Raw genomic sequence first — 21731 nt, 5'->3', positions numbered from 1 at the left:
TTTTCTTAACCTCGATAGCCAACTTTACTTGAGATCGTTCTTGCCGTTTTCTTCAACTCGTTCGTCGTTGTCTCCACTCTAGCGATCATTCGTTCTTTCGGACCTGCCACGCTAATCGCCGCGATTTGCTTATTGCTACTATCAAAAATAGGAGCCGCTACACAGAATAAACCTTCTTCGTTCTCTTCATCATCAATGCTATACCCCTGTTGCTGGTAAACCTCTAGCTGCTTCATTAGTTCATCTTTATCGGTAACCGTTTTATCCGTAATCGGTTCTAGTGTCATGCCTTCGAGTAGGGAATCTCTTTCTTCTTTTGGAAGAAAGGCTAAAAACGCTTTTCCTAAACCCGTACAATATAACGGCTTTTTAAAGCCTAACTGAGCAGACGTTTTAATCGAGCGATTGCTATCAATCTTCGCGACATAGACCAACTCTCCACCAGATAAAACCGCCATGAATACCGTTTCTTGGACGCTATTCATTAGAGCAGTTAAATAAGCTAATCCAATGCTATGAATATCCAACGACTCCATAGCCGTTGTCCCTAAATGAATCAACTTCGCTCCCAACCGATATTTCTTGAGTGCATCCTGATAAAGATACCCTTCCTGATGAAGCGTCTTCATTAAATTAAACGTACTACTTTGAGGAAACTCTAACTGATCACTCACTTCCTTAACCGTTAAGCCAGATGGAACATGAGAAATAACCTCTAAGATCTCCAGTACGCGTTTCGCTGATTTGACTGACATTCCAATTCCTCAATTCACATATGTGATTTTAAATCTCTATTGTGATTTAACATAAACATAAGTTATCATATGAAAGCGTTATCGTCAATCGGGATCAGAGGGACGGTTCGGGACCACTGATTCACTTGATTATATAAAACTTTTAAAAAAACCAGGTGAACTAACCAATAGAACGATTAGACCCTGGTTTTTTTTAATACGTATAAATGTATTCTACTAATAAACTTCTTTTATCCATACTTACTCCACTAACACGAATCAGTTCTCTATGTAAGTCATTGAGACAAATCTGGATCTACGGTAATTTGATATTCTTTTATTTTTCTCCAAAGTGTTGATCGACTCATACCTAGACTCTTAGCAGTTTTGCCGCGGTTATATTGTTTTTTAATTAAGGTTTGTAGAATCAGTTCTTTTTCATTGGTTGAATGGGCCTCAAATTCTTCTTCTAAAGTGTTGTGAAGAACTGCTTTCACATCTGGAAGAGTAATATTTGGAGTATATAATACTGCTAATCTCTCACATATATTATAGAGGTGTCGCACATTTCCAGGCCACGAATGATTCATTAAAAATTGTTTCGACTCTTCTGTGATTTGAATCTCAGGGTAATTTCTATGGAAAAAATCTTCTACTAAGTAAGGGATATCACCTCTATGTTCTTCTAAAGTCGGCAATTCAATCCTCAACACATCCAATCTATAAAACAAGTCTTCTCTAAACCGGTTCTCTTTCACTAAAGTTCTTAAATCTTTGTTCGTAGCAGCGACAATACGAATGTCTACTTTAATAACCTCATCACTCCCTACTCGCATTAATTCTCGCTCTTGTAGAACACGTAGAAGTTTTGCCTGAAGTGTTAAGGGTATTTCGGCGATTTCATCCAAAAAAATAGTTCCGCGATGAGCAATCTCAAAAAGTCCAGTTTTTCCATTCTTATTAGCGCCGGTAAAACTTCCAGACACGTAACCGAACAGTTCACTTTCTAGCAGTTGTTCAGGTATAGCCGCACAGTTAATGGCGACAAACGAATTGGAAAACCTGTCACTTTCACGATGTATACTTTGAGCAAATACTTCTTTTCCCGTACCACTTTCTCCTATTAAAAGGATATTCGAATTTGTACGACTATATCTTTGTGCAATTTTTATTGTTTGTTTCATTCTTTCTGTTTTCCCGATAATATTCGCAAAAGTGAAACTCGCTGTATGACCTTTACTATATATTCGTTTTCTAATGCTTCCCTCTAGTTGTTGAAGATCTTGAACTGCTTGAATTGTAAATACAATATCAGATACGACATCTCTAACTTTAATAAAACGCTTATTGATATTTAACAATATTTTGTTGTATTGAAAAACCTCATTCGTATATTCATTTGCATCCTTCATTAATATTTTAAACTCTGGTAAAATAGATGAGTTATCAATTTTTTGTTTATTAAGAGTTTTGTCGAGGCCCATTAGACTAGCAGCTTTAGGATTCAGCATGACGATTTCGTTATTTGCATTTATCACAATAACCCCATCACTAGAACCATCAAGGATCGCCTGTAGTCTTTTCGCCTTTTCTTGTTCTCTTAACGCTGTGATAATCATTTTTTTTGCCTGTGTGATAGCTTGCCATAGTGCCTCAGGGCTTGATTCGATCACCATATTATCAATTTGTAGATCTTCAGCATATTTACACGTATTCATGCCCCCTAATATAATTTCACAACCATTAGTTTGAGCTTTTTTCACCAAAGAACTCCCATTCCAATTCGTACCCAATCTATACGTTTCAATTGGGGTATCAAGTAAATCATATATATTATTTAAACCCGTTAACATATTACTTGCAGCAATAACACCTATTTTTCTTCTACCAAATTGCTCATTACACTTTCGGATGGTACGAAGTATATCAGAGGAAGAGACAGCGATTTCGACAATTGGAATATCCCCTGAAATTCTCCCCAATATTTCAGCTAGTAGTCCTCGAGTAATAATAATATCTGCATGGATTTTATCATGCTGATTTTCTTCACCAATTACAATCTCTTTAAATTCAAATAGATATTTTTGTTGGTCTGAATCTATTTCATCATGTTCTTTAAAAATAGTAGCAGCATCTTTGATAAAGTCCTTGCACGGAACAACTAAAGCTATTTTAATCACTTAAATTCCCCCTTCTTGTACATATGGTAGCTTTTATTATGGGGCATAGGATAGTAACTATATTTCACCCTTAGAATACGAAAGAACGCAATAGATAGCGCTTACAAAAAATCGCAAAAAACTATATGAAATTGCCCAATTAAAAGTTTTCTTAATCGTAACATAAATACCCTTCCTTTCTTGTTTTATGACACAAATTGTTTAAACAAATATGTCTCATTAAAACAATATTATGAACCAATAAAGTACTAAATTTATCCTCAATAAACCCCCATCCCTTATAAACTGCGCTTTTTGAATAATATTTACAATCATAAAAGTTGGCATACTTCTTGCTACTTAAATAAATGAAAACAATCGAGGAGGGTTTCAAGTGCTAAAGTTAAACAATGTATTTAAAAACCGTGTAAAGGATCAGCTGTTAGGTAATAAAAAAATGTCCGCAGGGTGGCTACAAGCCTCAAGTCCCATAACGGCAGAAATTATGGCGAAATCTGGTTTTGACATTTTGGTAATTGATATGGAGCATGGACCAGGAGATATAATGTCATTGCTTCATCAGCTCCATGCACTATCAGGTTATGAAGCAACTCCTTTTGTAAGAGTACCATGGAATGACTTTGTAATAATTAAAAGAGTTCTCGATGCTGGAGCTCACGGAATATTAGTTCCCTACGTCAACTCCGCTGAACAAGCCAAACAAGCAGTAAAGGCTTGTAAATACCCCCCCGAAGGCTTTAGAGGGATTGCGCCAAGTCCGAGGGCTGGAGGATTTGGTATGAATGGTAAAGATTATCTTGAACACGCAAACGCACAAATCAGTTTGTTTGTTGCAATTGAAACGAAGGAAGCAGTTGATAACTTACCAGAAATCTTAAATGTAAGAGGGATTGACGGAATATTTATAGGGCCAATGGATTTATCAACATCTATGGGTTACTTCGGGAATCCCCAGGCATACGAAGTTAAGGAGACAATTAGTAAAATAGAAAAGTTAGTATTCCAATCAGACAAAGTCCTAGCAACAGTTGCGAGTAATGTTCATCAAGCTAAGAATTTATATGAAAAAGGTTATCGTATTGTGGTTATGATGTCTGATACTACGACTTTAGGAGAAGTGGCAAAAAACACGGTATCAGAATTCAATAAAATTTATCCAAATCATTAATAATATTTAAAATTAAGGGGGGGTAACAATGATAAATGCAGAACCACAGCATAATCCTCAACCAGAAAAAATTGAATTCAAAAAATTGACGTGGAAACAAACTTTGAAGTCTCTAGGACCTGGGGTAATATTTATGTTAACAGGGCTTGGCGCTGGAGATTTAGTAGATTCCTCAGTTGCAGGTTCACATTACGGATATGCTTTAATGTGGGTTTTAGTAATTGCTTGTATGATTCGATTTATCGTGGTCAATATTCTGACTCGTTTCGAACTTTGTAACATCGAAAAATTATCATTATTTGAAGCCTATACAAGAATTAGTAAAATCTATCCATTCCTATTTATGACAATGGCTATCGTATTAGGGCATATGGCTATTTCAAATATGGTGAAGGGTTCTGGTGAAGCACTATATTATATTTTCAACGGTTTTGGAAGCCCTTTCTTTTGGTCAGTTATTGTGATTATCTCTTGTTTTTTCCTATTGAGAACGAACGTTTATTCTCAACTTGAGAACGTCATGAAAGTTTTATTGGCTGTTATGACCATAGCATTTATCTACCTAGCGCTTACAAGTACTCCAGATCCAAATGAATTAGCAAAGGGCGTATTTACATTTGAAATGCCAGAGGGAACCGGTTTGTTTGGTTCGTTAGCGATAACATTATCAATGATTGGTGCAGTAGCTGGTTCAATAGTTAACTTTCTATATCCACGTTCCATCCGTGCAAAAGGTTGGAATGATTCATCATATAAGAAAATACAAAGAAATGAATTGCTTTTCACCATTATTCTTATGATCATTATCAATCTATCCATTTGGGTTGTGGGTGCCGAAATTCTTCGTCCGCAAGGTATTGAAGTAACATCATTAAGTGACATCGCAAGGGCATTAGAAGGAGAGTTTGGACGTATTGGTGGACTTGCATTTTACCTAGGAGTTTTCGGTGCATTATATAGTACAATACTTGGCATTATCCACGGCTATAACAATGTTGCCATGGATAACCTATGGATTATAAATCCCGAAAGAAAAGAAAAGTATTTCACAACTGAGAGCGATCCTTTATACAAGTACATTGCTATATTTTTCATGTTCTCAGCATTTATTTGGTTTATACCTGGAATGCCCGGCTTCATTGAATTAACTTTAATGACCACAATTCTACAAGCAGCATGCCTTCCTGCTATAGCAATTGGATTGCTGTTTCTAGCTACAAGAAAAAAATATCTACCGACTCAATTTCTTAATAATTGGTTTGAAAATATTGTATTAATTGGAACTACAGTCCTTGCATTATGGAGCTCATATAAAATAGTAATTGAATTATTTTGAAATCCAGAAAACAACAAAAGGTGGTAATGAATTTAATGGACAGGAAAATAATTGTCTTAGACGATGATCCAATCGGAGTTCAAACCATTCACAATCTCTCCGTATATACCTGCTAGGATATTAATTCCGTTAGGGAAGGTTTTAATGAATCTGAGGAAATATTTTTTAATTTTATCTAATTAAAGGAGTTTTTCAAAAGAAAAAACCATTAAAACACATTTCATTATTTAAAAGAAAAAGATAAATTAGTTCCTATAGCAGAAACTGAATTTTCCAAGGAAAAAACCAACGGACTATATAAAGAGAATGAGTGTATGTATATTGATCATAAAGGATTGAAAAAAGCAAACATATATCCATTAAAGAATAAACTAGATTCTATATCAAATGAAAAAAAGTAATTGTGAATGCATCTGAGTATAGTCAGTTAGAATTTTTTTTGTAAATCGTTGAACTGTAACCTATAATATGAACAGTTTATAAAAAAGACCTATGCAGCTAGTAAATGACCTCGGTATTGTACCGGGGTCATTTTATTTAATCCCCATTGATACCTTTGATGATTATAACGTTGGATATAATGATCTACTTTCTTCTTCAATTCTTTCAAATTCCTACATGCTTTGTGATTAACACGATCTTTAAAATGATCAAAGAATGATTCCATTGGCGCGTTATCCTAACAGTTTCCCTTTCTAGACATAGATTGTTGATGGCCAGCCTCTCTTACTTTCTGTTGAAAATAAGGATGCGTGTAATGAAAACCCTGATCCGAATGAATGAGGGCTTCTGGATGGAAACCACCTTCAATGAGCTTGAGCTTTTCTAAAGTCCGATAAACCATTTTCATTCCGAGTGAAGTGGAGACATGATGAGCGACAATTTCATTTGTTGTACTATCTTTTACGCAAGAAAGATAAGCTTTTTGCCCCTTTCCATAATAAATATAGGTAATGTCCGTTAAGAAGACGAGCCTAGGCTTTTCCTGCTTGAATTGACGGTTGAGTAGGTTTGGACATGTCCGGTGCTCCTGAGTCGCTTTCATCATGCGCTTATAAGGATTCGCTCTTCTAATTTTCGTCACGAGGTGAAACTTTCCCATTAACCTTCTGATTTTTTTATGAATCATAATGACCTCGTAATCATTCTCTAAAATCATTTTGATTTGAAGAGCGCCTACTTTTTCATCATCGTGTTGAAAGATCGTCCGAATCAATGTGACATCTTGTTCATCTTTTGTGTTTTTCCATGCTCTTTTAGTCCTACATTTTAACCAAGCATAATAATCACTTCGGCTCACCCCGGTAAAAGCACACAGATAGGAAATCATGTTCTTTAATGAGTACTTTTCAATAACGCGCTCGATAAGTGTATAGACCTCTTGGGGAGCTATTTTTTCTTCTTCAACGCCCGCCTTTCGAGTTCGTCTAGCTTTTTTAGGAATTCATTCTCAGCCTCTAAATAGTTAATCCGTGCTTCGGCTTTCTTAAGTTTTTCTTCGGTCGAAAGTTCCCATTGTGGGGAACGACCAGGATTTCCTTTGCCTCTGCGTTCCCCCTCTAATCCTTCTTTTCCATACTTCTCAAAAGTTTGACGCCATCTTTTTAATGAACGATTGGGTTGGCCTTTCCCAATTATGTTTACATTAAATCCATGTTCCCCAAAGATTTGACTCGGAAATTTGCCGATTTGATATTCTAAGATAGCCCTCTGTTTAAATGAAGGATGATAAGCGATGGTACGCTGCGACACACACGTAACACGTTTGGGTTCTTCTCAAGTTGTTCCATGGAGAGTATATCATCCAAGATCGATTTTCTGAAATAAGCTATATCCCCATACATTTCAGTCATCATTTCATCAAGCGCATTTTCTCCTAGTCGCTGCGTTCGGAACTTCGACAGGAGGCTTTTATCTGGCAGAGAATCTTCTAGATTGAGACCGAGAAAGTACATAAACACGAGGTTCAGTTCCGCTTCTGCCTTCATATGTTCATCGGAATAATTGTATAAATGTTATAAAAATAGAAGCTTACACATTAACTCTGGTTCTTTGGCAGGGCGGCCAAAACGCTCGGAGTAACGATCTTTCAAAAGATCGTTAATGAAAGAAAAATCAATAATGGTCGGTATTTGGTCGTACCCTTTATACCATTCAGGGGGTTTTTTCATGGAGAATTTTAAATTTTACTCACCGGTCTGGTCTTAATCCGACTTTTTCACTGGTCTCGGACGGTTCTCTCGATTCATTAAAGTAAAAGATCTAAAAGAAGGTGAACGAACGAACCATATTCATCAACCGTTCACCTTCTTTATTTGGATTGATTTAATATTATTTTTCTTGTTAAAAAATGAATCAGGAGAATCCCCGTGATTCGAGTCAAATTTCTTGCATGATACAGTATTCCGCATCCACTCATTCCAATGTATAATTATTTGAATACAAAATAGGGGGCGAACAAATGATGAAAAGTCCATTTTTTTCAACCTTAGCTTTGAGTATTTCTTTAACAACAGTTTTGATTGGTTGTAATTCGGAAGCAGATATAAATTATGAGGAAAATGATTCATCTGGATCAAGCTATGAATCAAACAATTCAGGCACTACTTCAACACCTTCTCCTAATCTTGAGGACTATAATTCCGATGGAGAATATAAACCTGTTAAAGATATGACCCAGGAAGAAATTGAAGCAGAACTTGAAGAAATATTAGGAGACAGCTTAGAAGAATAACCTTGTGATCATTAACCCTCTCGTAATCAGCAGAACGAGTCTGGTGATTCACCTCACCTGCTAGCGACTGAGGGGCAGGTACCTAGTCTCAATAATAAGTTAGGACTGCAAATAGCCACTATCGTTATGATAGTGGCTCACTAGTGGCAAAAGTGGAGCAAAAAGATAACAGATGTCGGTTTGTTTCCCAGATTCTCTCTTGAGTGGGACGAGGTACCTGTCACCATGGCTCTCTGAAATTCTTTTAGAGTCCGATTTGGTTTACTGCATAAGTAGCTTGTTCCTGGGTGAAGCCCTCAAAAATTAATTGATCAATCAATCCGCTCTGGGAAAACGAACTGTAATCCAGATAGTCTTTCGCTTTTTGAACGGCTTGTGCGTTCCAATCGACCGTGATGTTATTTACGGCGAATGTCGCATCGGCATTACTATAGCCTTCAAACTCTAGCTGCTCAATAAGTCCAGTTTTACTGAATGCAGTATAATCCAGGTAGCTCTTTGCTTGAGAGATTGCGTTTTCCTGTGAGAGTGTCATGCTAGGGGTTTCAGCTGCTTTCTTAGCATCTTCTTCGGCTTTCTTTTTCGCTTTCTCTTCTTCTTTCTTAGCCTTAGCTTCAGCATCTTTCTTGGCTTGTTCTTCAGCAGCTTTAGCAGCTTCGGCTTCTTCTTCAGCTTTCTTCTTCTCATCTGCAGCTTTCTTTTCTTCCTCTGCTTTCTTGGCTTCTTCTTCCTCTAGTTTCTTTGCTTCCTCTTCTTTTTTAGCCTTTGCTTCTTGTTTAGCCTTTTCTTCCTCATCAGTAACTTTCTTCTCTTCAGCATCTACTTCTTTCGCTGGTTCTGTTGAGGTCGTTTCCGATCCACAAGCAACCAAAATATTCACGCTAAATAGTAGTACCATGACTAAGCCAATGATATTGGAACGTGAACGCTTTTGTTTATTGTAATTAAATAATGACAATGTTAAACAGCTCCATTCATCTTTTTTTAATAGTACATTAAACGCAGTTTAAAAATATTCCTTTTTATGGAACAAAAAATAGAATTAGAATTACCGGGACAGTTCTGTTGATTCATTAAAGTAAAAGATCATAAGGGTAAACGAATCATATTCATAATTCGTTCACCTTCTTTATATAGATAGACTTAATATTATTTATCTATTTAAAAAATGAAATATGAGAACCGTCCCTGTGAGTCAACTTACTCGGTGGTCCAATTACACGATTAAAGTTATAAGAATTAGGGACATTGTCCACTTGTTAACATCAAGCTGCACGCCTAAAGAAGTTGCGATCATGCTTTGATGCAAATGACTCATTACTCGAGAAGAGATAGATAACTCCTTCAATAAGGCCAACAATTGTCGGAATGTAGGTCCATGAGAACAATAGATAAATAATTCCCCATCCCCATCGACCAAGATAAAACTTATGTGCACCAAAGGAACCAAGTAAAATAGCTAACACACCCGCCGTAATTCGATTCTTAGAAAAGATTGGTTGATCTCGCCCAATTGACCCACTTGAACTAGCTGCAGAACTCGAAGCTCCTCCTCCTCCGCCTCCTGCATTCATAAAGACCATAGGATTTGAATTACTTTTACTTTCTTCAAGCTTTTCAATCTTACTTTGATTTTCTATCATGATTTCACCAATACAAGCTTTACAGTAATTCTTCCGTTTTACTTCTGTATTACATTCCTGACAAATAAATTTACCACAACCTACACAAGTCCCAATGGATGTTTGATCTTCATGAACATAGCAGCTTAACCCCACTAATAGTCCCCCTTAAGTCACGATTAAATACAAAATCTATTACTATTATATACTAAAAATATCATAAATATGGATAATAAAAACATAATATACCTTTTTATTAATTCTTTTATACTAATACTTTATCCCTAAATCATAATCTATAAATATAGCTACACATTTCATGCTATTAATTGGATTTCTTTAACATAGCAACTGATAGTTTAGCGACCTATCCTCAAAATAGATCACCGCATAGAAAGAACGGTGATCCACCACTTCTATAACAACTTCTCCCCTAATTCACTCAATTCAGCTTTCCCATATTTCTTCTACTCTCATTTACGCGGAGCCTCTTGGAATGCTTTTCCGCTTGGTGCAATCTCTTTTACAATAATGATATAAATCCCACAGTCACTGTCCTTTGGATTCTTCAATTTCTTTCTTAATAAGATAATATTCCTTCATTTCTTCTTCAGATAAATAGATTTTAGGTTTTGGGAATGGAATTATTTTCACCATCCACTTCTCCCTAAATGCGTTTATTAAGCGGAGGCCACACTAATTATGGATATGTAAAAGTTAAAGAAATGGACATCGACGTAATTTGGCAGTTCGCATCTCTTGTCTTACCTCATGGCGAACAAATCAGTGAGAATTGTCACCGCTATTCATAAAAAATCACTCTGCCAGGGTTCTATTAACTTAGTGCTCAAAATAAAATTCGTATTAGGAACAAAAATTCATATAGGGGGTTTGTTAATGGAATCAAATACAAATGTAGGAGCGCTACGTACGTTTGGTTGGATATCGTTTTTCGGAGGGTTTATTCTAGCAATTACGTTAATCATTACATTGGATCCTCACGGTTGGCTACTCGGTATCGCATCAATAGTTGGAGGGATTTTTCTTTCTGCTCTAATAATGGGTTTCGCTATATTAATAGAGAACATTAAAAGAATCCGTAAAACGATTGAAGAATCAAATGGTACAGTCCGTGACCAGTGATTCTACATGTTGATTCTTAATGATAGGATACCGTTGAATTCTAGTTGATATTTACAGCAGTTCTACTGATTCACTTTTCTTGCATAAAAACAGTTGAGCTACTTAGCAAAGTGGTTAGCTCGGCATCACTGGGACGGGTCTACTGATTCAATACCATAAAATAAAAAGAACAATAACTATTGAATAATTATTGTTCTTTCTAAATATAGATTGCATCATGAGAACCGTCCCCACGATTCCGATTCCTAATGTGATTTTAAGGTTGCGAGAAACTTAACACCAAACTGTCTAATAATGGGGTACTTCTTATACCTTCTCCACATCGTGGTTACGATGTCACTGCTTTTCAGAATCTCTTTCAATGATTTTTTTCTCGTTACTTCTTTTTCTTTTTTCTTGATTTCAGCAAAAATTCGTGAGCTATTTCCATTATCGATATAGTTAAAGTAGTCAAATCGCTTGCTGCTTATCTCCGGCTTCTCAGCAAAATTCGTCCTGGCGTAGTCTTCGAATTTCGTTACAAGCTCATCTGAGGAATACGCGACATCACCAAATAATTCCTTATTAAGGTCCATGTAGCTTCCCTGTAATTCACTATACTTACTTAGATCGAAGTGGAAAAAGAGAACGGGCTTCTTCTGGTAGTACATTTCCCACGCTACGCTCGAGTAGTCCGTGATCAACATGCTTGATCGCATTAAAAGGTCGTTGATCTTCTCCTCGCCAAATTGAATGACCCTCACATGTTCGTCCTCACTAGTAAAATGAGACACATAAGGCATGAATTTGGGATGAACGTAGAAATTAAGGAGTAGATTATTTTTCTTCAGCGTTTCATGTAGCTTATTGGAGTTCAATAGCGCATTGTAAGCTTTATAATAGTCTGAGAGAATAAACTCTCCTTCTTCCACCTCATCAAGCCAATTGCGCCAGGTGGGCATAAGAAATACTTCTTTTTTGCCACTCTCAGTAGGTTCATGCGATCGATCTTCCACCACATCCCATCGTGAAAGTCCAGTAACGATGATATTCTTCGCCTTATATCCAAAATGATCCATGACGATTTGTTTTTCAAAATCCGACGATACGACAAATAAATCCGCTGAATTCGCTGACCCTATTTTGAATGTGTTTTCTACCTTTTTCAGGCCGAGAACGCCATGCTGTAAAAAGACATAGCGCTTCTTATTCAAATAATCGCGAATTGGACCTCTAGCGACTCTCCACGCATAACCATGTCCTTTTGCTTCAGATGAAACGATCACTTTTGAAGAAAGAATTAAGAAGAGGTGCTTAATGCTCATAAAATAGACGACGCGTTCCTTATAAGGAGCTAGATTCCGCTCATCTTCAGATCCTTTCTTGATCACATAATAAACCTTCTTATCTTTGTGCTCTTCAAAACAATGTTTAAAGAAATAATAGGCATTATCCTGTGCTGTTTCAGAATACTTCTCATGAATCAACCATGTTGGCTTCCAAAACGCATTCCAGTAGAAAAGTAGATATAAATAATAAGCAACATACTCGTTGAACTTATATTTGAGGCCCTCATATTCTCCTTTATAGCGATAGGTGATGCTCACGCCACCGTTAATTGTAATGTAAGGATAAATCATATACCCATTGGACTGATTAATCGTGAATTTCATCATTCGATGTTTTAATTGCTTATGAATAAGGAAGTTATCACTAACCACCCTAATCAAAGTTGTTTTATCATGACTAGTCAATTTAACAGAAATAAAAAAGTCCCAATAGAACTGTTCGAACTCAATTTCATTCAAATTGATTCGAAAGCGGACCTTTTGCTTATGCCCTGAAGGTGCAAAGACCTTATCACATGGGACACTCACTGTTTTACTTTTATCACTTCGAAGCCGTAAAATGAGCCGATCCACTTCAAAATCATCACGATTCTTCATCATAACAGAGGCTGTCAGGTGGAGCTCACCGTTTTTTCTAAGGTTGAGACGATGAAGAGAGACGCTTCCGGGATGCTTACTCTTAAGGTATTGCTCCTCCGTACTGACATAGATAGAGAATTCATGGTCATTCGTTAAATAAGGGGAAACGTAGAGCTCTTCTGAGATCGGCAGGTGGCCAACATATCGTTGCTTATGGAGAAAAGGATTGTTGTATTCGCCAACGCGCCTTACTTCAATGAGATTCGTATGATGAATTTCTACATACAAATCCCAACGGCTTGTGCTCATAAAGACCTGTATGAACTGGCTTGCTGGAATACATATCTCTTCCAATTCGCTCTTTAAAGAACGTTGAATGGACAGATTCACTAATTCGTTCCCTTTACGTTTCTGTAAATAAAATTGAACCTCGGTTGCATGTTCAATGATACTTTTCGGAACATCAAACAAAATGTTCCCATCCGAAACCCTCAGATTCTGAGCATGAAGTTGTCCCTTGATAACCTTTGAAGACCTTTCAGTACCTAAACGCTTAGTAACGGAAGAGCTGGTTCTCCCTTCGTTGATCGAATCATTGATTAATGAATAAACTTCTAGAATATTTCCTCTTTGCAGATGAAGTGAGAGATTCCCTTGTCCATCAATAAAATCTTTTACCTCTTCTTTTTGAAAGGTTATGGTACCTTCCAAGCTGTTATAAACAGAGAATATTTTACAAGAGATCGTTCCACTTTTGAGATTTGCCAGCGGTGAAGAAGGAAAATTCTGGTCAATCGTGAAGACGATTCGATCATCATCTTCTTCTAAATAGTTGATGAGACTTTCAAATTTGATGATTTCAAAACTTACTTTTTCAAGTTCACTCGTTCTCCCAACGTGTAATGAAAGTCCATTCCGTTCGGTCAAATAAGGGATCCAAGAATTGTCTTCTGATTCAATGATCGGTTTTAAATACCGATGCTCTCGTGAAGCAATCGGTGCTTCATAGACACCAATTCTAATCTTACTTACGCTCTTGTTATTTCTTTCAACCATAAAGAAATCCCATTTCCCTGTATCCAATCCCATTAAATCGTCGCTAGCTATACTGATCTTGATATGATCTCCAATATGGTATTGATTAAACTCTAACCATTTACAACCCTGGTTTTGTCGATTTATGATACATAGATTCAGAGATTCTAAGGATTCAATTTCCTCATTTTCAATCGTAAAACCTAATGTTTCTCCATCCCATATCACATCTTTTACTGCAAGATGACTTCTTTCAATTCGTTCTCTTTGTGCAAGCATTCATATCTTCCTTTATATTGTTAATTGTCCATTTTTCAGTAAGAGCCGCTTTTTTTCTGATTGATCAAGCTCTACTCCCATAAAGAGAGGACCATGACCGAATTAATTTTGTACAATACCTTCTCATTTTAAGGGCTAGATTCATTAGAGACTTTCTGAGCGCATCTCTGAAGGCTTTTTCATGATCCATTCTTTACATACTACCATATTGAAAGCCAATGATAGCCAAAATAAATATACATAGATAATATTACCACTATAAGGGAATTTTTCAACAGGGTTTGAATTGCCGGTGAATTGCCGGGACGGTTCTACTGCTTCATTTGTACACACTGAAAATGAGGTGAGCTAATTAATAGATGCCACCTGTTTTTTAATTGAAGCTATGGGAACAGGCACCCCCAAACCAGAATATCTTCTGTTACAACACTAAAGGGGTGGGGAACCTATCCAAGTCCTCAAATCAATTTCGAGTTCCAATACTCCACAAACGCCACATACAGCTCCTTATCTTTAAAATAGGGTAATAGTTGCTCGCCTTTTAATTTATATGATTGAATTGTAGGCAGCTCTTCACGATATGCTTTCTCGATTCTATGATTTCCATCTATAATCTCATACATTCCAGGTCTAATTTCCGCCTGAATGATGGGGCTATCGACATTGACTAACGGAAGATGTTCTTCGTTGATACTGCTATGAAAATGAGAGTTGAACCACTCTTTTACATCAATCATTTCTATATCAACATGAAGATGACCGGCATGAATGTCCTCTGTCATTCGAGTTATATTGAAATAAAATAAGCCATTTCGAAAGATCTCATCTCCGACATTACAAACCAATGGAACATAGTTTTTGTTCATCTTAATCTTTCTATCCTTCATTCTTCCTCCCCTTTCTCACACTATTATTTAGATTCTATCACTACTTCCTGAAATGAGGGATTGCCCACCAGATATTCAATCAAACGTTTGTTTAATATGCTGTTTGTTAATTATGTATATACGATTCTAATAGTATAACCTTCTCTGGTACTCCAAGTATCTTTCTAAAGAACTTTCCAGCCGATTCAAATTCACTCTTTAATCTCCAAATAAAATTCCCCTTTATTTCTTTTTTTATTATATTTTCCCATCCAATATTATCCACCGTATGTTATAATGAACGTCTGTTTTATTTATCCAATTGGGGGGATTTTATGTTTCAAACATTAGAAAAGCAGGTTGGCGAGCGATTAATCTTGCCAAACCACGAGAGTTTTGATGAGGGACGCAAGGTATGGAACAGTGCAATTGATCGTATACCGGGCGTGATTGTTCGTTGTGAAACCGAAGAGGATGTAAAAGCCGGCGTTGCTTTCGCTCATGAGAACAACTTAACCGTTTCAGTAAAAGCTGGCGGACACCACCTCGGTGGTCTCGCGGTAGGTGATCAATCTGTATTGATCGACCTATCTACCATGAACAAGGTAACGATAGATGCTGAAACGAAAGTGGCCTATGTCCAAGGGGGAGCTACATTAAAGGATGTAGATAACGAAACACAAAAATACGGGCTCGCCACACCAACTGGAACCGTATCTGAAACTGGGATTGCTGGCTTAACACTAAATGGTGGACTCGGCTATTTAAGAGGGAAATATGGCCTAACGTGTGACAACCTCGTTGGAGCAAAGGTCGTTACAGCATCAGGTGAGCTAATCGAAGTAAACGAAGCGAGTCACCCTGATCTCTTCTGGGCACTCCGTGGAGGCGGCGGTAACTTCGGGGTCGTCACTGAATTTGTCTATCAGCTACATGAAGTGGGGCCTGAAGTGTTAGCCCTTGATGTGATGTATGATTACAAAGACGCGAAAGACGTTATCAAGAAAGCACAAGCCTACATGAACGATGCCCCTGACGAGGTGTCAATTAACATAACGATGACAACCTTGCCACCTGCACCGTTCATCCCAGAATTTCTACATATGAAAAAAGTCATCATGTTGACCGGCATGTTCGCTGGAACTCCTTCGATTGGCGAAGAGGTGATCAAACCATTGAGAGAACTAGCAGAGCCAATCGTTGATGGAACAGGTATCATGCCGTATACCCAGCTTCAAAGCAAGCTCGACGTCATGGTCCCTGAGCACGTTCCTGTACACGGAACTTCCCTCTACTTCAAGGGTCTAACAGATGATATAATCGATACGCTCCTAACGAAAATTGATCAAGCACCAGCGCCAAGTATACTGGTTCAACTCTGGTCACTTCACGGCAAAATGAACCGTGTCGCTTCAAACGCAACACCATACGCCATCCGCGATGCCAACTTCGTTCTTCTTACCGACATTATGGCGATGGATGTGGAACTCGATCTATGCAAACAGTGGGCAGATTCGGTTTATGGAAGTCTATTGCCATCCTCCCATCACGAAGCCTCTTACTTAAATGGCATTACGCCAAATGAAAAAGTGGTGAAAGCTGCGTTCCGTGGGAATTACGAGCGTCTAGTGAATGTTAAAAACATGTATGATCCTAAAAATGTTTTCTGTCATAATCCTAATGTTGTGCCAGGGGAGAAATAGAGAAAGGTAACAGCAGCGAACAATAGTCTTATAGATATGTGTCTTAGCTAAACGGATTTTTTCTTGAAGATAATTAATCGCTGGGACGGTTCCTTTAATTCCACAACAAAAATAAAAGGAACAATTATTATTGAATAATGACAACTGTCCCAGCAATTCCAGGAGGGATTATAAGTTGGAGATTTATGATGACGAATCAAACGATAGTTACGAAGAAGAACAGTATAGGGTTGATAACAGACCTTCTTACATAGCAATCAATCATCACTTTATTGAAGGAATAAATAAATGGCTAAACAAAAAAAAGATTAACAAAGACCATGTAGTTGAAGTCTGTGCGGGATCCGGTTTGCTGGGTATGACATACCTTGCACTGGATGACAAGAATGTAACCGACAGCCATTGTTGGGAAAAGGGCGGGTATGATATAGCTCTAGATGAAGAATGGAAAATTTTCGCTTCCGGTGTTACTGAAGAATCCGCAGTAGGCACAATAAGAAGTAAGGATAAAATTGATGTACTAATAATGGCTATGCCACCAAAAGATGATACAGCTTTCCATGCCGCTCTTGTACTAAAGAAAAAACATCCTAAAGCAAAAATCATTTATATTGGAACAGAGACTCCTTCATTTGATGGAACATCTGAATTTTTTTACCACCTAGAAGATCTTGAAGATCCCGACTTCAGTGACTTAGTGGCTAAAAGATACCCAGACGAAATCTCTGAGTTTCAGCAAAGAACAGATGAAGTGCGCCCCATTGCAGACTCTATAAGTCCATACCTAAAAGTATTCGAGTATTGTACAGATTCTGAGTGTGCATGTAATGTCCCACATCATCACGGTATTAAATTGTAAATCATAGAGAAATATCCAACAAATAGAACCCACCAACCAAGCGGCTCAGCCAACTCAGTGGGTTCTTAATTACGCTTTCAAACTTTTCACCATCTCACCAAGCTGTTCCCAGGTATAAGGTTTTACATCGATCACCACCATAGGGGAAGAAGGGCTCATCTCATCCTAATCAATACGTCCAACTACCGCTTCTTCAACGATAGATTGATATTTTTGGCCATTCGGAAATTCTCCTACTCTTTTATAAACCATGTTGAAACACCAAGTTTCACTTTATCTACTAATCTCTCCACTAACTCTGTTTGATTGCACGTTAGCTTGTATTTGGCAAGTGAAAAATGTATGAAATGGCATTTAATTATGCATGCCACTTGCTCCTCCAAATTAGCGTTTTTGTAATGACTCCTTATACCTAAAACTATCTCCCGTAAACAATAACAGATGAGAATGATGAATCAGTCGGTCAATGACTGCTTCAGTAAGGATGGGATCTCCGAATACGTGATTCCATTGAGCAAATTGAAGATTAGTAGTGATAATAATGCTATTGTTTTCTTAACATATGGAAATAACTTGGAATAATAGCTCTGCGCCTTCCTTGTTCAAAGGGATGTATCTTAATTCATCCAGTACCAGTAAGTCAAGTTTTTCAATCTGTTTCATGACCTTTGTCAGGGTACCAGTCTGATTGGCATCTATTAGCTTGTTCACCAATACTGCCACGGTATAAAACCTTACTTTACTGCCAAATGTAGGTATGGCATTTAAGCTTATTAAAGTGGCCAAGTGGGTTTTAATTATGAACTTTGTAACCCGGGAAAAGGAAATGAAATAGGAGTTAGACTCTAACCTAAATACTATTTCAACAGGAACCATCTCGTTAAAACAACGATTGCATAGCCGTTCCTACTTAACATCTGTTAAAACAATTGTAGCTTCTCTATTCTGACAACGATTACACATTTTCATAGATTTCTCCCTTGATTGAGTCATATTTTTTACGTTTTCTTTATTACGACGTAATTTACATAGAAGTAGTAAGTGCAATCCAGCAGATAGTGGGACGAAGTACCTGTCTCCATGGCTCTCCGATATGGCTTTCTTTGAGCTCTTCATCCTGTTCCTGCGCTGGAAACATCGAGATGTACTGCGCGATACGCGGTTTATCAGAAGTGTTCGCACGAATTCCATGGGGCTGCATGCTATTAAAAATTAAGAGATCGCCTGCTTTTGTTACCACTTTCGTCGGCGTATATCCTTCCGTATTCGGCTTATGTGGATCTCGATCTTCAGGTTGTGTTTTCACCCATTCATCAAAATCGCGATACAACTCTGGAATACATCGAAATCCGCCCATATCGATTTCTGTATCCACTAGTGATAAGACGCCCTGTACATTCACAGGGATTGGATCAAGTGATGTGTCAACATCCCAATGAATAAAGCTGTTATACGTATGTTTCGGTTTAATCGGGAAATTCAAATTGCACCGATCAATAATGGTCGTCCATAATTTCTCTGTGTCCCAGATGTCGACGAACGCATTGTATACTTTCTCATACATACGTTTATCCCATAAATATTGATGATTGTATAATTCCACCATCCCTGTACCTGTCAGTTCTTTCATTTCCATTTCTCTATTAGGTTGTGTATACCAGGTAGAGGAATCATCGGGATCCTTTTCTTCAAATTCCCAAATAAGATCGACTAGACGCTCCACATTTTCTTGTGGAACAGCGTTGCGAATCACCACGTACCCGTTTTCTTTCCAGAATGCCCAATCTTTTTCGCTCAGCACTCGTAATGGCTCATTATTCTCTCGTTGATTTAGGGACTGAGTAATTTGTAGCGAATCATGATTTCCTTTGTTTTTCACGCTTTTACTCATTTCGTCTTCCTCCTTTAAATTAGGCTATCAACCTTGTAAACACACTATAATTTATGAAACGCGTTTCAACGCAAGCTTTTTTTAAAAGGGCATTTATTAAGATGAAAAGTAACTTCCACATACTAAAGTTTAGGCGTTATTCGATTAAACTAGTGATACGATAGAGATATCATGGCGAGGTGATCAGGTGAGGAATATTCGAAAAATCGCAGAAATGGCGCAAGTTTCTCGTTCAACTGTATCAAGAGTGCTAAATGGCTATGCTTATGTTAGCAAGGAGAAAGAAGAGGCTGTTTGGAAGGCCATCAATGAAACAAAGTATCGCAAAAATATTAACGCCGTTCATTTAAGCAGGAAAAACCTTCTTAATTGGCGTTGTTATTCCATTTACCAACCATCCCTACTTCGGCCAACTAATTGAAGGTATTTCAGAAATGACCATCGAGCATCATTACAACCTGGTATTATTTCAGACAAACTACCAGGAAAAGAAAGAAATCGAAGCATTGAATATGCTCAAACATAAGCAAATCGATGCCTTACTCATTTGCTCAAGAACCTCACCTTTAAAGACAATAAAAGAATATTTCGATTTCGGCCAAATTGTTCTATGCGAAGACACGAAGGAAGAGGTCATTTCCTCTACTTTTGTCGATCATTATCAAACTTTCATGATGGCATTGTCTTATTTACATAAAAACAAACATGCCAAAATAGGCTACTGCATTGGACGTAGATCTGGAGCAAATAGCCAAAAACGTGAACGAGCTTATAAAGATTTTATCCAAAGAACAAACGGTCATCTTCGAGAAGATCATGTTTTTGAGGACTGCTTATATTTCGAAGACGGAGAACATGTAGTGAATCAAATCATAGAGATGGAAGACCCACCAACAGCTCTTCTCGTGACAAGCGACCAAGTGAAGTGGCTGCCGGAATTCTTGTAAGCTGTGAATATAGGCGACTAAATGTACCAAATAACTTAGCATTGATCGGTTTTGATAATCAACCCATCTTCATGATGATGAAGATCACAACGATTGAAATGAATTTGATTAACATCGGGCAAAATTTATTCTTACAAGCGATGAATGAGCAAGTAGAAAGGAAGAAGGAGATTGGGGTTCATTTGATAGAGAGGGGGACGGTTTATTTTGTACTAGCGGATATGAGCACAGGTACCTTGGCAAAGCAACATGATATAATCTAGTTCAGTAAATTACACCTTAATTTGCTGATAGATAGCTATTAATTTACCCGGGAGTGTATGCCAACAGATAAAGAGTTTAACAAAACTGAATATTGGATAACCAACTTGAGTGATGATTAAAACGTTCCTAATTTAATAAATGCAATAGTTTTAGATTCATTACGTTAACTTCACAACTTAAAATCGTACAACAATATACAAACCCGTATTGTGATTCTTAAGTAGTCAATAATAATATGAGATGAGGTAAATTTAATGATTAGACCTTATTTAGAAATGATTAAAAACTCTGCATTGAAAGATGGAGTTACTTTCGAAGAAATTGAACCCAATTATTTACATCATGTAAAAAAGGGAAAGCTTTCTTTTATAATGTACGATGTCGATATTGGATTAAATAACAGCACATCAACCAAACTAGCATCGAGTAAGTCAGGAACTTTTGAAGCTCTTAAGCACGCAGAGATTCCTGCCATAGAACATTTCTTCCTAATTAATAACAAATCTAGATTTTGTCAAGATAATCCTTTCAATCTTGCAAAAGAACTTTTCGAAAAATTCAATAATACGATAGTATTAAAGCCAGATAATGGGCGGCAAGGTAATAATGTGTTTAAAATCACTAACCTGTCACAATTAGAGGAGAAATTAAATCATATATTTTCTCTAGAAGTTAACGCTGTATTATCCCCATATTTTGAATCTAATCTGGAATATCGTATCGTTACACTAGGTAACATACCTAAAATTTATTTTGCCAAAGAAAGAACATATAATTGGAAACATAATTTAATTAAAGGAGCGTTACCAAAAAAAGTGGAGAGTGAGAAAATCCCTATTCTGGATAACTTGGCTAAAAAAGCAGCAAAAACTCTTCAACTCGATTTTTGCACTGTTGATATTTTAGAAACTTCGGAAGGTTTTAAGGTTTTAGAGATAAATGAACAAGTTATGCTTGAACAATACTCAAAAAAAGATCCTGATTTTAAAAGTCAGGTTTCAAAACTTTATAATGAGGCATTACTCCATCGTTTTTCTCAAATTAAAAGCATAAGGGAGTAAAC

18 protein-coding genes and 3 pseudogenes are annotated in these 21731 nt (G+C 37.2%); 10 read left to right on the top strand and 11 right to left on the bottom strand.

Features of this window, described 5'->3' with window-relative positions; genetic code table 11:
* Window positions 1-5: 5 nt before the first annotated feature.
* The gene (locus LCL91_RS08990; protein ID WP_224881805.1) at window positions 6-755 is read right to left on the bottom strand and encodes an IclR family transcriptional regulator; all 750 of its coding nucleotides are present in this window, start codon (window positions 753-755) and stop codon (window positions 6-8) included.
* Between the two features lie 275 nt (window positions 756-1030).
* Window positions 1031-2914, bottom strand: coding sequence for a sigma 54-interacting transcriptional regulator (locus LCL91_RS08985; RefSeq protein WP_224881803.1), 1884 nt, complete (start codon window positions 2912-2914; stop codon window positions 1031-1033).
* A 373-nt stretch (window positions 2915-3287) separates the two neighbouring features.
* Here LCL91_RS08985 and LCL91_RS08980 point away from each other — a divergent pair, with 373 nt between their 5' ends.
* Together LCL91_RS08980 and LCL91_RS08975 are read left to right on the top strand one after the other, a co-directional pair.
* Window positions 3288-4082, top strand: a complete 795-nt coding sequence (locus tag LCL91_RS08980) for an HpcH/HpaI aldolase family protein (RefSeq protein ID WP_224881801.1) — start codon at window positions 3288-3290, stop codon at window positions 4080-4082.
* A 28-nt stretch (window positions 4083-4110) separates the two neighbouring features.
* A complete protein-coding gene (locus tag LCL91_RS08975; RefSeq protein ID WP_224881800.1) occupies window positions 4111-5418 on the top strand; it encodes an Nramp family divalent metal transporter in 1308 nt (435 codons plus the stop codon).
* Window positions 5419-5908: 490 nt separating this feature from the next.
* On the opposite strand, the pseudogene LCL91_RS22330 reads toward LCL91_RS08975, so the two are convergent.
* Window positions 5909-7194 (bottom strand): annotated as a pseudogene (locus tag LCL91_RS22330) (IS3 family transposase); the annotation flags it as partial.
* 65 nt (window positions 7195-7259) lie between these two features.
* A pseudogene (locus LCL91_RS08960) lies at window positions 7260-7541 on the bottom strand (transposase); the annotation flags it as partial.
* A gap of 338 nt (window positions 7542-7879) precedes the next feature.
* Here LCL91_RS08960 and LCL91_RS08955 point away from each other — a divergent pair.
* The gene (locus tag LCL91_RS08955) at window positions 7880-8152 is read left to right on the top strand and encodes a hypothetical protein (RefSeq protein WP_224881798.1); all 273 of its coding nucleotides are present in this window, start codon (window positions 7880-7882) and stop codon (window positions 8150-8152) included.
* A 244-nt stretch (window positions 8153-8396) separates the two neighbouring features.
* On the opposite strand, the gene LCL91_RS08950 is transcribed toward LCL91_RS08955, so the two are convergent.
* Both LCL91_RS08950 and LCL91_RS22250 read right to left on the bottom strand, forming a co-directional pair.
* On the bottom strand, window positions 8397-9110 hold the full coding sequence (locus tag LCL91_RS08950; RefSeq protein ID WP_224881797.1) for an Ltp family lipoprotein: 714 nt from the start codon (window positions 9108-9110) through the stop codon (window positions 8397-8399).
* A 307-nt stretch (window positions 9111-9417) separates the two neighbouring features.
* Complete coding sequence (locus LCL91_RS22250; protein WP_224881796.1) at window positions 9418-9930, bottom strand: TM2 domain-containing protein; 513 nt, start codon at window positions 9928-9930, stop codon at window positions 9418-9420.
* A 741-nt stretch (window positions 9931-10671) separates the two neighbouring features.
* Here LCL91_RS22250 and LCL91_RS08940 point away from each other — a divergent pair.
* On the top strand, window positions 10672-10917 hold the full coding sequence (locus LCL91_RS08940; protein ID WP_224881795.1) for a hypothetical protein: 246 nt from the start codon (window positions 10672-10674) through the stop codon (window positions 10915-10917).
* 245 nt (window positions 10918-11162) lie between these two features.
* Here the strand turns inward: LCL91_RS08940 and LCL91_RS08935 are convergent, their stop codons facing one another.
* Together LCL91_RS08935 and LCL91_RS08930 are read right to left on the bottom strand one after the other, a co-directional pair.
* On the bottom strand, window positions 11163-14138 hold the full coding sequence (locus tag LCL91_RS08935; protein WP_224881794.1) for a CDP-glycerol glycerophosphotransferase family protein: 2976 nt from the start codon (window positions 14136-14138) through the stop codon (window positions 11163-11165).
* Window positions 14139-14596: 458 nt separating this feature from the next.
* Window positions 14597-15025: a ParB N-terminal domain-containing protein gene (locus tag LCL91_RS08930; RefSeq protein ID WP_224881793.1), complete on the bottom strand. Its 429-nt coding sequence runs from the start codon at window positions 15023-15025 to the stop codon at window positions 14597-14599.
* A 314-nt stretch (window positions 15026-15339) separates the two neighbouring features.
* Between LCL91_RS08930 and LCL91_RS08925 the strand changes: the two genes are divergently transcribed.
* Together LCL91_RS08925 and LCL91_RS08920 are read left to right on the top strand one after the other, a co-directional pair.
* Window positions 15340-16707, top strand: a complete 1368-nt coding sequence (locus tag LCL91_RS08925) for an FAD-binding oxidoreductase (RefSeq protein ID WP_224881791.1) — start codon at window positions 15340-15342, stop codon at window positions 16705-16707.
* A 175-nt stretch (window positions 16708-16882) separates the two neighbouring features.
* Window positions 16883-17566: a hypothetical protein gene (locus LCL91_RS08920; protein WP_224881790.1), complete on the top strand. Its 684-nt coding sequence runs from the start codon at window positions 16883-16885 to the stop codon at window positions 17564-17566.
* Between the two features lie 69 nt (window positions 17567-17635).
* Here LCL91_RS08920 and LCL91_RS22325 read toward each other — a convergent pair whose 3' ends face one another.
* The 3 genes and pseudogenes from LCL91_RS22325 to LCL91_RS08910 all read right to left on the bottom strand — a co-directional run bounded on the left by LCL91_RS22325 (window position 17636) and on the right by LCL91_RS08910 (window position 19457).
* Window positions 17636-17725: a DUF7713 domain-containing protein gene (locus LCL91_RS22325; protein ID WP_425589670.1), complete on the bottom strand. Its 90-nt coding sequence runs from the start codon at window positions 17723-17725 to the stop codon at window positions 17636-17638.
* 225 nt (window positions 17726-17950) lie between these two features.
* Window positions 17951-18361 (bottom strand): annotated as a pseudogene (locus tag LCL91_RS08915) (ATP-binding protein); the annotation flags it as partial.
* A 229-nt stretch (window positions 18362-18590) separates the two neighbouring features.
* Entirely contained in the window at window positions 18591-19457 is an 867-nt protein-coding gene (locus LCL91_RS08910; protein ID WP_224881789.1) for a phytanoyl-CoA dioxygenase family protein, read from the bottom strand.
* Between the two features lie 187 nt (window positions 19458-19644).
* On the opposite strand from LCL91_RS08910, the gene LCL91_RS22245 reads away from it, so the two are divergent.
* From LCL91_RS22245 to LCL91_RS08900, 4 genes are all read left to right on the top strand, one after another.
* Window positions 19645-19878, top strand: a complete 234-nt coding sequence (locus LCL91_RS22245; protein WP_369522942.1) for a LacI family DNA-binding transcriptional regulator — start codon at window positions 19645-19647, stop codon at window positions 19876-19878.
* Entirely contained in the window at window positions 19826-20404 is a 579-nt protein-coding gene (locus LCL91_RS22240; RefSeq protein ID WP_369522944.1) for a substrate-binding domain-containing protein, read from the top strand. The genes LCL91_RS22245 and LCL91_RS22240 overlap by 53 nt, the downstream gene beginning before the upstream one ends.
* A complete protein-coding gene (locus LCL91_RS22235) occupies window positions 20383-20667 on the top strand; it encodes a substrate-binding domain-containing protein (RefSeq protein WP_369522941.1) in 285 nt (94 codons plus the stop codon). Before LCL91_RS22240 ends, LCL91_RS22235 begins: the two co-directional genes overlap by 22 nt.
* 255 nt (window positions 20668-20922) lie before the next feature.
* Window positions 20923-21729, top strand: coding sequence for an ATP-grasp domain-containing protein (locus tag LCL91_RS08900; RefSeq protein WP_224881788.1), 807 nt, complete (start codon window positions 20923-20925; stop codon window positions 21727-21729).
* The last annotated feature ends 2 nt before the right edge of the window (window positions 21730-21731 follow it).

The organism is Guptibacillus hwajinpoensis (genome assembly GCF_020171785.1).
GTDB classification, from domain to species: domain Bacteria; phylum Bacillota; class Bacilli; order Bacillales; family Guptibacillaceae; genus Guptibacillus; species Guptibacillus sedimenti.
Note: the sequence above shows the minus strand (reverse complement) of the source record. Positions and strands in the feature narration are given on the sequence as shown.